Raw genomic sequence first — 12,669 nt, 5'->3', positions numbered from 1 at the left:
TCAACAAAACAATAAAAAATTATACAAAAAGGGAACTTATTACCTTTTATTGAACAATAATTAGTAACTCAGATAAATTATTTGACTCTAATAAACCCCTGATGAGGTACCAACGATGAAGAAGTTGTCAGCTTGCCTTTTAGCGTTAAGTATTACCACTTTCTCCTCCAATCCGGTGTTCGCAACTATCTGTTTGCAAAGCGATAAGCCACTGATCAAATGTACTCAAATATGCGGACCGATAGCTCTTTATAGTATTTTTTTCTCAATGGCTTGCTTTTAAATCAACCAATAGCAAGCAAAAGTGACAGGAATAATTTTATTCTTGTCACTTTATCATGTGGTTATTACTCTTATTCATAATGATATATCTTTACACAGTTCAATTATTCTAATCATCCAGCACACTAAATAAATCTAATCCAAATTAAGTGATTTGCACAATTATTAAATCGAATAAAATATAAAATTATCTATAGGGAACTATTTTAGATGAGAAAATTTCATTATAAGATATAATCTAATAGCAACTAACATAAGTCCATAATTAAAGCTATTTTTCTGCCTATTTAAGCTTATTACTTCTTAAAGCCATACCCATAAATAATCAATAAAATAGCAAGAAATATTAAATAGAAACACAATCTGCGAAAATCCTTATTAATGGCCGATAGTTACATTGATAAGCAGAAATATTAGCGTCAATCCATTGCTTAACATTTATAGATTCAAAAGAGATTTTATAGCCACAGTTTATAACAATATATTCAAATAACAGCCGCTGGGTTCGCCCATTTCCCTCTCTAAAAGGATGAATCACATTTAATTCTGCATAATATTCAGCAAGCTTTTTAATAAGCTCTTTATAGTTTAATCCCACAAGATAATTTTCATTCTCTAACATATTAAATATCCTATTCCCTTCTATCTCAATACATTTAGCATGACAGAAACGGGTATCCCCTTTAGATATATCAATTATCCTTAGCTGACCAGCCCAGTCATATAAATCAGAAAATATCTGTTTATGGAGTTGACGCCAAAAGAGCAAATCGTAAGGCGGTTCCTGGAATGAAATATTCAATATAGCAAGTTCAGTGAGTTCCCTTTCTGCCTGTTCAAGCACAACAGAATCACGAATACCTAATTTATTAATAAGTGTGTCGATACCCGGATATGTGTAGGGATCTTGCCCTGCTCCATATTTATCTACCATAATTACCTCAATTGTAAACTATACTTTCTAATGAGTTTATCTTTAAGATTTTTTTGCTCTTTCGACGTTTCAGGCAAACTATTCATAACAATATTCATTCCTTCAAGACGCATACTGTCTCTATAGTTTTTTAATTTTACATTGTCAAAATAATGTTTTTTTTCATTATAAGTTGTCATTATTGTTTTTCTATTCTTTTGGTTTCTAATACCTTTCTCTTGCTGACGGGAATATTTAAATTTAGCCAGGTCCAAATCGCTCAATTTACAGTTAATCGCCTGACCGCTTTCAAATATCCCCCAAGAAATAACTTCAAAATAACTGACCTTCCCATCCCTAATACGGTTAATTTTTACTTCTAAGTCTTGTTGCAATATTTGCAAGACCTGTTGTACCTTACGTTCAGATATCCCTGTCGCTTCTACAATTGAACGCGTGTTAGGATGATTTAACTTCGTCAAGGCCGCCATAACAGCTAATTCATATTTCATTTGAATTTCCAAGATACAATCTATGCAACGATAGTATAAAACATCAAAGTAACGAAAACCAGAAAAGAGAATCGCGCTATTATTGACGAATCCGGTAAAGCACATGTTCATGAAGCGGGTGCCCATCCGGTAATAAAGGATGTAAAAAAGTATTTTCATCTTTCACCATACCAAGCCGCTCCATAACTTTTTGAGATCGAAAATTAGAAATTGTCGTAAATGCAACTATTTCCTCAAGTTTTAATTGGGTGAAGGCAAAATCCAAAGCTTTACGTGCGGCTTCACTGGCATAACCTTTACCCCAAAATGGCTTATCAAGACGCCATCCAATTTCGACACAAGGTGAAAAAGGTAATTCCGCCACAGGAATATTCAAACCGACAAAACCAATAAAATCCCCGGTTTCTTTCGGCTCCACAGCCCATAATCCCCAACCTCCCTGTTGCTCAAATCTCTGGATAATCGTATCCACCATCGTATTACTCTGTTCAGCCGTCAAAGTGGCAGGAAAATATTCCATGACTTCTGCGTTATTATTCAAATGGCAAAATGGTAATCTGTCTTCTTCTCTCCATGCACGCATGATTAATCTATCTGTTTCCAACACCACAGTCATATTCTTCTCTTCCCAATATTAATTAATAAACAGGATACCTACCATGCGACAAACCACATACTTTAATCAGAGTAATTAAAACAGTTAAATAGGTAGATTGTTATAGTAAACAAAACTAAAGAGGAAATATACCCGTCACCTTTCAAGTTGCCTCTTTGTTGGCTGCACTCTCTCACCCCGGTCACATAGTTATCTATGCTCCCGGGGATTCGCTCCCTTGCCGTCGCGATCCATCTTGAAATCCATTGGGTATAGAACAACTCGTTAGAAACTAAAAGGAAAGGCCCGTGCCGGCAGGATCTGAATCAGATATCACACGGGCCTGTTTTATCAGGCACTTGTTTTTACCGTGGCCTTATCTTTAGATTTATCATTATTGGTATCTTTTATCATCGGTACAACACGTTCAGACGCAGTTTTGTTTTCAACCTGTTCCGATTGTCCAAAAAACAAGCCTCCACGCTTGATAGACATACTGCTGCAACGACTGATCCCACGCAGCTCACCATGTTCAAGAATATCCAACGTCGCTGCACAACAAGTCCCTTCAACATTACCATCAATAATGATTTCCGGCGCACTAAGTTCACCTTCAACCCGTCCAGCGTGCATAATACGGATCGCACCCTCTTTCACTCGGATATTGCCAATCACTTTGCCCCAGATCTGTATATCACCTTCTACATCAATATCACCCTTAAATACCGAGCTTTTAGCAACAATAGTACAACGGCGAGCTTCCGCACTGGCGTTCTTTTTATCATCAACAAATTGAGACATGGGTTCAACAGCCGCTGCCTCTGATTTTTTTCCAAACATAGTTTTTAATCTCGACCTCATGTGAATAAAGCAAAATATTAGCGCCAAAAAAGAGAGAATCGCTGTCACTGCACAGCCCAAAAGATTACCAGCCAGATAGAATCCCAGAGCAATGCTCCACATGATCCATATACAGCTCAAAAAAATGTTGTCCGAAAAACGATGTTTTGCCATGTTTGTTCACGTTTTTGTTATTTTTCATGCTTTTTTCGTTAGAAAATACAAAACCAAAATCACTATTTTAACAGAACAGATAACAATCAATACTAAAGGAAAGCAGGTATTTACAACGTTATTAAACGGTTAAAGCCTATATTCATTCTTCGATAACAATTAACAAGGAAAAATTAACATTAAAGTAGAAGCCTTATTTCTATAATTGTTAACATAAATCAACAATAAAGTCACTTTATTAATGTTTAATTTTATTTACAAATGACGTATTATAAGCATCTTTCTCAATTAATATCTCCTGATATTGATATAACAAACATATTACTTATTTATACAAAAAAATTAATTTATTGAAAATATCAATGTTATTGCACGAAAAAAACACAATATAATATCAGATAAATCAATTATTTTTATCAATAAATAATTCAATATTGGGAGATATAATAAAATAAGAATTATATAGTAGGGATCACTTAAGCATCAAAATTTTATTGAAAATAATCAGATTTCATCTGTCCCATAACCAAGAAATAGCCATTAAAAAGTAAAATTTATCATTAATCTAAATATATGAAGTTTCTTCCGCTGACACAATTTCGGAGATTTATCAGTCTTGTTAGTCACCCAAGGTAAAGCCAGCAATATTTTCAATGTTGCCCGGGATAATAACTGATGAACTACTGGCTGTAATCTGCAATTTACCAAACGGTTCTCAAGATTATTGTGAGTTGAAGCCCTCGCCTTTTTCAATATCACGTTGGAAACTCCCCCCGGGTTGATAGTTTTACCAAGAAGATCCTGATCAGTAAAATAAGGCACAGCAATAATAGCGCCATTAAAGGTCACTGTGATATAACTTCGATCGGCTTTATTTATAATAGACACAATACCCAATATTAATATGGTCGCTATTATAATTTTATTCAGTTTCATTTCCAATTATTACGATTATCTAATAACGATTAACATCAGCATAAAACAACAAAATATTTTAAATAAATAATTTCATTGTCAATCCTATTTTAACCTTATGAGGATTAGAAAAAATTTGACACAAGGAATAAATCATAAAAAATATTTACATATGAACAATGACCTTATCGACCTTTCAAGTATTACAGAATAATTCAATTAATAAAAACAAAAAATACAAATTCAAATAATTTCACAACAAAATACTTAGATAACATTTCAATACGATCATTTGCGATCTATAGTGTCGCAAATTATATCTATATAAGTATAAAATACTTTATAAAGTTTGTTTTTCAAATTAAAAGATCTAAAATTTTAATTTTTCGATATAATTGATCTGCATCGTACAAAAACCAACCTTGACAAAACAGGATATAGACTCGGAAATTCTTTATGTCTGAATAGAGGAGCGTTCAGATTGCCCTCATGTGTTGAAATTAATCGTTGGATTATCCGAATTGCTCAAGATATCCAACTGGGTTCAATAAAGCCTGGAGTTAATATGGAAAACCGGAAAGATTCGACTCAACCTTCCCAGACGGATCAAGTACTCAATGTCATATCCGAATTATGCACTATTCGGAAAATGCAAACGGCTCCCCCACCAGAATCATGGCCTAGCACGCGTGATGTAGCAGAACAATGCGATTTCACCATCTACAAGGCGCGTTATCTGTTATTGAAACTGGCTAACAAAGGATTAGTTATGGTCACTCCGTCTCCCATTAAGAATTCTCTCCGATGGTATATACCGGAAGACAAAATTAAGTCTGTCTAATGTCAAGCAAATATGAAGAAATGGATGTCTGTTCTGTACAGTAGGGCCTGTCTATATAGTCGAAAACTTGATAAGACAACATACGGCCCTATGGTGTTATTCATTCAAATCACTGTATTCTTCCCATTACAAAAGTCTCAACAACGCATTCAAGCGCAGAGATATCATAATCAATTATTATCATTTTATTTCAGAGGAAGTCAGAATGGAAAAATTGCATCGTTGGGAAAAGGATGGATATGTTGTCTCTACAGATAAGAATAAATTAGATATTACGATCATACAGCGGTTTCTGACGAAATCGATTTGGGCAGAAGGAATCGACAAGGAGACGGTTAAGTTGTCGATCGAAAATAGCTTGAACTTTGGTCTGTATAAAAATACTCAGCAAATAGGATTTGCTCGTATCGTGACTGACTTCACAACCTTTGGTTATCTTATTGATGTTTTTGTTTTGGATGATTATCGCGGATTGGGATTAGGACGTTGGCTAATGACATGTTGCCTGGAACATCCCCAAATAGCACAACTTCGTCATATTATGCTGGTCACTTCTATGGCGCCGTGGCTATATGAAAAAATGGGTTATTCCCCGGTAAACGAAGAAAACTTTGTTTGGCAACTTGTTCGACCAGATATTTATAAGCAATCTAAGAGATAAAGCAACCATATCAATTAGTCATGAAAAATGCCCGACAAGGTAGTCGGGCATTACTACGACAATAGCCACACTATTGCGATAAACAGGAAGCTACTGTTTTATCAACTTGTATCTTTTAACCAGAAATTAGAAACTGGCGTTAACACCTAAGCTGAAAGCATAAGTGTGATTCTGAACATCACCATCATTACGTGATATTGACGCAAAAGCGCCCCAATCTTTTGTCATAGCAGCATTCATACCGATAACATATTCACGCCAGTTGGTGTCCTGCTTTTGGCTTTTACTAACGAAAGATGTCTGAGTTGAGTTAATGGCACTACTAATCTGATAGCGCCTATCGCCAAATTGGTGGTTAAATCGAACCTCAGCATAGGGGTTAAAACGACCCAAATTGGTGTCCAGACGCCAGCCTAATGTTCCGACCTGAGAATCGTAACGTTGATCACCGAAATTCATAGCCGTGCTGCTATTACCCAATTCACGATAACCTTTAACATAACTCTTATCCCAAGCGTACTGGATAATCGGGCTGGTCATAACCGTAGATGTCAGCGGAATATCCCAACCTGCTGTAATGCGCCCTCCCCACTGATGACCGGTAGTCGAAGCATGCTCCTTGCGCAACCACTCATTGAGCACGATACCGCGCGTAATATCCTCATATTTCATGTCCAAATAGTGAAGATCGCCGCTAACCCAACCTTTATCGTAGTAACGCCATAAGCCATAAGTGGTGAATACATAACCACGACCATCAGCGCGGAAATGATTAACTGAGCGCTTATCCTGATAACGCGAGATCATTCCCCCTAACAGAATATTATCTGTGAGTTGATAGTCACTACCCAGTGTCAATGTGCTGTTGTGATTACCACTATAACCACCGAATACGCCTATTTTACCCTGCTCGTTACCTACGCTACGTAGCTGTTGCAAACGGTTATCAAGAGAGGCAAGCGCTCCTTTTACCGGCACATTGTTGGTATTCGTCAGTGACATAACCTGATGTGGGGCATTAAGGATTGAAATAGTCTGCTCACCAATCATACGCTGTGCGGCTGGAGTCGGATGAAAATCATCAGAGAACAAAAAGGATTTACTGGCATCAAAACCGGGATCATCAGAACTACAAGAATTAGCCTCCTTATCCCGAACACAAGCATAGCCTAAGGTATTGGAAAAACCGTAGCGTAAAGGATTATCAATGACTTCATGCAAAAGTGCATTAACATCAACCCGAACAATATTGCCGCCCTTCTTGCTAAGTGCGGTATCTTCTAATTTATTGTACTCGTTAACCAATCCAGAGGCTTTGCTGCTTGTTTCGTTATACTTATCAAGTAATTGTCGCTTATATTCTTCCGCTGTTTTAGCATCTCCCTTTGAAGCCTTGGCCGCAAGATTTTCAAAGATCCCTTGGATAATTTGAGAGCGAGTATCTTCATTTATCGTTGGATATGCATTAGTGCTCGCACGGATCATATCCTTTAATTCCTCAACCTGGTCAGGAGTGAGAGAAATCGGGAGCTTAGTGAGTGCCTGAGAAACGACGGCTTTCATAATCATTGGTGTTTTACCGATATCAGGAACAGTAGGTACAATAACGATCCCAGCTCCCGCATCAAGAAGTTTATGCACCTGTGCCGAGGCTTCCATCGCGCTACTTCCAACAATTCTCGGATCTCCCCCTAACATGACAGCTTTAAGATCATTACCGCCAATCCAGTGAACATACATGCCATTAGGATCAGCACGACCACCGTGGCTTGCCAAATAATTATCTACTTGATTTTGAGTATTGTTATCTTTGTTCAAATCAGGAACAGCAGTCGATCCACCCACGGCGTAATTAGTCCCACCTTCATCGAAAGGCACCAGTTTAGTCCCTAAATGTTGAGCAATAAGATCGTTATACAACTCATTGGTTTTACCATTTATCATGTATCGATGACCTTTTCTACCATCACTCAAGCTATCACCAAAAACATATAGATGGTCATAAGTGTGTGCATTCGAAATTGCACTTATCGAAAGTGCTAACATGCCTGGTGTAAATATAAATGCCCTTTTCATTAATATGATCCTCAAGAAGTTATTTTATATTTATCATTGAACTAGCCGTTCAACTGAAATGATCAATCCAAATAGAAACTACGTTAATGAGATATGACGCAATTCCTTTTTTGATTAGCCAATACCTCATTATAGTTAGTAACAGAGAGAATCCCGCATTATTTTTTTAGATTTTAAAGTGTAGTGCTGCTTGATTGTTCAATTAATCAAATCGGTTAAAATTCAACTATCTATAAGAAGTAATATTAGACCAAATAGATTGAATTCTCTCCTTTGTTTCATGAAATAGATCACAAAACAGACAGAAGAAGATTCTGATAAGAATAATGGCTAAATCTAATTAATATCTGAATCGATCCATCACAATAAACGTGATAGTGTTAATTCATCATCGGTTTAGCAAAGTAAAATATTAAGAAGAATGAATATGAGAATTCAGCAAGCAATAAAGGCCGATTTCAATAAGCTGATCGAAATCTGGGAAGCCTCGGTACGAGCAACACATGACTTTTTATCTGGCGAACAGATTAATGAATTGCGCCCATTAATTCTGCATACTTATTTACCAGCGCTGACTGTTTATAAAGCGATAAATGACAAACACGAAATTGAGGGTTTTATTAGTGTTGATCAGCATCGAGTTGAAATGCTATTCATATCCCCGGATTCCCGAGGTAAAGGCATCGGCAAAGCGTTGCTGAATTTTGCTATTAGCGAACTAGGTATCAATGAACTTGATGTTAATGAACAAAATATTCAAGGAGTGGGGTTCTATCAGCACTTGGGGTTTGAAGTTTTCAACCGCTCAGAAATTGACGGTCAAGGTAATCCATTTCCGTTATTACATATGCGAATTGAACGGCCGAACGCCGAAGCCACCTAACTCACACTTTCCCCACATAACGTTACTATTATCGAGGCAGCGACAATCTCTTCGCTGCCCAAACCTATATTTATTTCAAATTAAACTCTATCGCTAAAGTCAGCTCCCTTGGCAAACCGGCCGGTTTCAGCCCTACCGACCGAGCTTGTTGGATCGCCGTAAGGGCAGCCCGATCCAATTCATCAGCGCCTGAACTCTGCACTAATTGGTGATTCGCCAAATCGCCGCTATCCAGCAAGCTAAACCTGACCTGAACTATCCCTTGCTGCTTCATCTTCTTAGCCCGACGCGGATAGCGTTTATGTTTTTCAATTTCACGACGCAGGGCAGCCTGATAGCTTTGTAACTCATCAGCTCCCACGCCAGTCATTGGTTGACTGGTCGTCGCCTGACGGGCGCCAGCTTGTGAATCCGCAGCATCTCTCCCTGCTAATTGAGCGCTGCCTTCCGTTTGCTCTGGCTGATTTTGCTCTGCTCCCTGTTTACGCCCACGCTCTGCCAGTTTTGGTTGAGGATCTTCTACCGGTTCTTTCTGTGGCTGAGGCTTGCTCTTCGGTTTAGCATCCGTACGTTTTTCTGGGCGTTCCTGTTTCCGTGGCTTATCCGCTGGCTTATTGAGTACTATTTTTGCCTCATGTGGTGATTCCGCTACCACTATCTCTGGCGGTAACGGGGGCGGAATAGGTTCCGGTTCTACAGGTTGTTCCTGTCCGGCCGATGCTGCCGAAGCAACCATTTCTATTGACATACTGATTATTGGCGAATTCACTGATTGATTATTCGCACTGTCATCACGCAGTAAATGCCGCGCCATAAGCCCAACAATACCCACGTGTAACAGTAAGGAAGCAAACAAACCAATATAAAAACGATTTTTTATCATAACTTCAAGCCATCTTTCCGTTCGTTATCTGTGGAGATTGCCAGCGCTCTTAACGGCAACCGGCGAATCCCCCTTAAAGAGTCAGAACCGACTGGTGACACTAAGCTTAAACGTCCGTCCGGGCGCCGGCATCATGGAACGCGTTAATGGGTCCAGATAATAACGATCGGTTAAGTTAGTGCCGGATAATTCGACAACCACATCTGGCGTAACCTGATAATTAATATAAGCATCTACAGTCATTACTGAATTCCAGCGCATTGGATTATTATTTATTCCTTTATAAACGCCGGGCATTTTTTTCATTAACCATTTTTCATCCTTATTCTCCACACTGCTGTGGTATAATATTCTGCTACCGATTTCTAAATTTTCATCTAATAACCGGCCACCGATATTTAGATTAAGAGAATAACGAGGTGGAATAGTTGTCCTTAAAAAACCACCGGGAAAGCCGCCATCAATACATTCAGGAACACCAAACTGGTTTCTTGGATCTAACATCAGCGATGCGGTTTTATCACAAACTTTATTCTTAAGATTATAAGATAGGCCAAAATGGGTAAAGAAACTACCGTTATCATAACGTCCTTGTACTTCTAAACCGGATAATTTCTGTTTATCTAGCTGAGTAAATACAAAATTACTATCACGATCAAAAACATGCTCAATGATGGTATTGTAATAAGCGAATTTAATGTCCGCATTACGCTCCGCGCCCAATAACTGACTTAAATCATGCACATAACCTACCTCAACAGTTTTACTACGTTCAGGTTTAAAAGCACGTGTAGGTTTATCAGTTAAACCGGAAGAGAAACCAACAGTATCCTCAAAAATACTCGGCATACGTACCGCTTCGGCATAACGGGTATAAATACGTGCATTATCACTCACATAGGCCGTTGCGGAAAATACCGGCGCCCAAGCATGATCCTTACGTTTAGGTTGTTTAGACCAACGTTCCTGTTCACTTTTTGCTTTATAAATGCCACTACCACCAGTACTCAATATTTCTCCAGAATCATCAATATAACGGCTATTCTGTTGAGCAGCACTGTATTCATATTTATACACTTCTTTATTCGTCACAGGATCAATAAGACGCTCATTCATATCAAGTTCCCCATTGAAATAAGGGTTATCTTGCTTATATAACTTACCATCGCCATGATATTTCCAAAGCACCTCTACCGGTACCATAGGGCGGAGAATTGAATCTCGTTCTTTTGATGTTGTAAAATTCTTTGAGTTATATTCGTCAAATTCATCATCGGTTAGACACTCAAAACATTCATCAAACTTTTTATACAGTTCAGCTTCCCGGTCAGTAAGTGTTCTCAAATATCGTAACCCTTGGCCAACCAGCTTTTTATCCTTACTATAACCAATATCACGGGCAGCTAAACGTTCATTTAAAAAATCATCCTTAGACCAATAACTTACCCGTCTAGCACCGGCACTTAATGCCAGCCACGGAGTAGGACGCCAGTCAAAATTAAAGGCAATATTATTTTCCTGACGGCGCCCTTTTCTTGGTGGCGACCGAAAACTAGAAAAATTCTTCCCTTCATAATCATCATGGGAACCTAAACGTTCCTGTTGTAGGCTGGCTGACAAGGTTAAATCTAAATTTGAAGTCAATTCGAAAGCATTAGAGAGATCAACACCCCAACGATTATTATGAGCATTGGTAGAAGCAGTATCGACCAGACGACCATCTTTATTCGGATTTCTTTCCTGACTACCCACATCCCAAGCTTCATCCCGCTCTCGCGGTTCACGTGGATATCCCCCGGCAGTATTGGTATCGCTGATAGTACGGGTAATCCAAAACTTCATATCAAAATCAACCCATTTGTTCCCGTCAGGTTTCCACTTATAATCCAGATTAAATGCCTGCTGATGTACATTTGCCAGCGGCCACTGTGGTACAACATTATTTTCAGCCCGAACCCACCCCAGACGCGAAGGCATAATCTCCCCGTAAATCGTTTTAGTATCGCGAATACCAAACCCAATCGTCTGTTGATTAGCCAAGTACCAGTTATTTTTAAGCAACCAGGATTCCATTTCACTGGAAGTATTAGGTACCTCATTTCCAGGGCGATATATACGTGCGACAAAAGGCAGATAAGGATCATATGACCGGGTACCACCATCAAGGATCTCTATATCCTTTTTACTGATGGGATCATTATAGCGATGAGCACCGCCCTTACCGGCAAAATAGTTTCCTTTACTGCGATAACTATAAGCTGCCATTAAATCAAAATACTCCTGTCGGGCACCTATCGCTAAACGTATCGCATTATCTTTCAGACCCAATAATTTATTATCTTTTGAAGTTTTGGGGGTAATTTCTAACGCGGGATCAACATAATTAAACCCCTGATTAAAACCGGGAATATCTCGATAATCTTGTCCCAATTCCAAGTGCGGCACTCGTTCCTTAACGGCATTACTGCTGGTTTCCAATTTCAAGTTAATACCAAATCGCTCATCTATTGGTACCACATCATCGATCCCCAGAGTTTTGATCATTACCGCCCCACCGATCGAACCTTTTACTCCACGAGTCAATGATGGACCCTTTTCTATTTCAATACTACTGATCAGGTTAGGGTCAATATAGTTACGATTGTTCGCACCGTTATAACCACGCCAGGTGGTAATTGCCTGCTCAGTACCATCAATGGTAACAGGAACCCGTCCCTGCCCTTGGATGCCACGAATATTAGGATCTAATGCGCCACTGTTTCTCGAATCACCACTAAATACGCCGACTGCGCTTTTTAAAACATCCGCCGGTGAAGCACCCTTATAGCGTTCTACCAAATCCCTACCCAAGTAAATATTAGTAATATCTTTATCATAAACCGCATCATAACCTGCTTCATCTTTTTCACTGGTCGCTGAAACGTTAATTTTACCGAGGTCAGCCTTATTTTCAGCGGGCTGTTCAGATGATTGAGCCGAAGTTATTAATGTTTCTGCATCAGAACGATAAGGCATCATACTGTAGGCCAATGCCAGCATGAATGTTATTTTGCTATATTTATTATTTAATTTATACATAATCATTATCTGCCAT

Annotated in this window: 10 protein-coding genes; 3 read left to right on the top strand and 7 right to left on the bottom strand. The window is 38.6% G+C overall.

Features of this window, described 5'->3' with window-relative positions:
- Nucleotides 1-628: 628 nt before the first annotated feature.
- The 4 genes from EAE93_RS05665 to EAE93_RS05650 form a co-directional block, all read right to left on the bottom strand.
- Nucleotides 629-1,216: a putative adenosine monophosphate-protein transferase Fic gene (locus EAE93_RS05665; RefSeq protein WP_214039272.1), complete on the bottom strand. Its 588-nt coding sequence runs from the start codon at nt 1,214-1,216 to the stop codon at nt 629-631.
- Between the two features lie 2 nt (nt 1,217-1,218).
- On the bottom strand, nt 1,219-1,707 hold the full coding sequence (locus EAE93_RS05660) for a YhfG family protein (RefSeq protein WP_214039271.1): 489 nt from the start codon (nt 1,705-1,707) through the stop codon (nt 1,219-1,221).
- 79 nt (nt 1,708-1,786) lie between these two features.
- Nucleotides 1,787-2,323, bottom strand: a complete 537-nt coding sequence (locus EAE93_RS05655; protein ID WP_214039270.1) for a GNAT family N-acetyltransferase — start codon at nt 2,321-2,323, stop codon at nt 1,787-1,789.
- A gap of 330 nt (nt 2,324-2,653) precedes the next feature.
- A complete protein-coding gene (locus EAE93_RS05650; protein ID WP_229001700.1) occupies nt 2,654-3,142 on the bottom strand; it encodes a bactofilin family protein in 489 nt (162 codons plus the stop codon).
- 1,654 nt (nt 3,143-4,796) lie between these two features.
- Here EAE93_RS05650 and EAE93_RS05645 point away from each other — a divergent pair.
- Both EAE93_RS05645 and EAE93_RS05640 read left to right on the top strand, forming a co-directional pair.
- Complete coding sequence (locus tag EAE93_RS05645; protein ID WP_214039269.1) at nt 4,797-5,072, top strand: FaeA/PapI family transcriptional regulator; 276 nt, start codon at nt 4,797-4,799, stop codon at nt 5,070-5,072.
- 205 nt (nt 5,073-5,277) lie between these two features.
- Nucleotides 5,278-5,733 carry a GNAT family N-acetyltransferase gene (locus EAE93_RS05640; RefSeq protein ID WP_036810591.1) on the top strand — a complete coding sequence of 152 codons (456 nt, stop codon included), beginning with the start codon at nt 5,278-5,280 and terminating at the stop codon, nt 5,731-5,733.
- Nucleotides 5,734-5,859: 126 nt separating this feature from the next.
- Here the strand turns inward: EAE93_RS05640 and EAE93_RS05635 are convergent, their stop codons facing one another.
- Nucleotides 5,860-7,809, bottom strand: a complete 1,950-nt coding sequence (locus EAE93_RS05635) for an autotransporter outer membrane beta-barrel domain-containing protein (protein WP_214039268.1) — start codon at nt 7,807-7,809, stop codon at nt 5,860-5,862.
- A 427-nt stretch (nt 7,810-8,236) separates the two neighbouring features.
- Between EAE93_RS05635 and EAE93_RS05630 the strand changes: the two genes are divergently transcribed.
- Nucleotides 8,237-8,692, top strand: a complete 456-nt coding sequence (locus tag EAE93_RS05630) for an acetyltransferase (RefSeq protein ID WP_214039267.1) — start codon at nt 8,237-8,239, stop codon at nt 8,690-8,692.
- 70 nt (nt 8,693-8,762) lie between these two features.
- On the opposite strand, the gene EAE93_RS05625 is transcribed toward EAE93_RS05630, so the two are convergent.
- Nucleotides 8,763-9,575 (bottom strand): energy transducer TonB, encoded by an 813-nt coding sequence (locus EAE93_RS05625; RefSeq protein ID WP_214039266.1) that lies wholly within the window; start codon nt 9,573-9,575, stop codon nt 8,763-8,765.
- 81 nt (nt 9,576-9,656) lie between these two features.
- Nucleotides 9,657-12,653, bottom strand: a complete 2,997-nt coding sequence (locus EAE93_RS05620; RefSeq protein ID WP_214039265.1) for a TonB-dependent receptor domain-containing protein — start codon at nt 12,651-12,653, stop codon at nt 9,657-9,659.
- Nucleotides 12,654-12,669: the final 16 nt, after the last annotated feature.

It is taken from the genome of Photorhabdus akhurstii (genome assembly GCF_018448925.1).
Taxonomy (GTDB): Bacteria; Pseudomonadota; Gammaproteobacteria; order Enterobacterales; family Enterobacteriaceae; genus Photorhabdus; species Photorhabdus akhurstii.
Note: the sequence above shows the minus strand (reverse complement) of the source record. Positions and strands in the feature narration are given on the sequence as shown.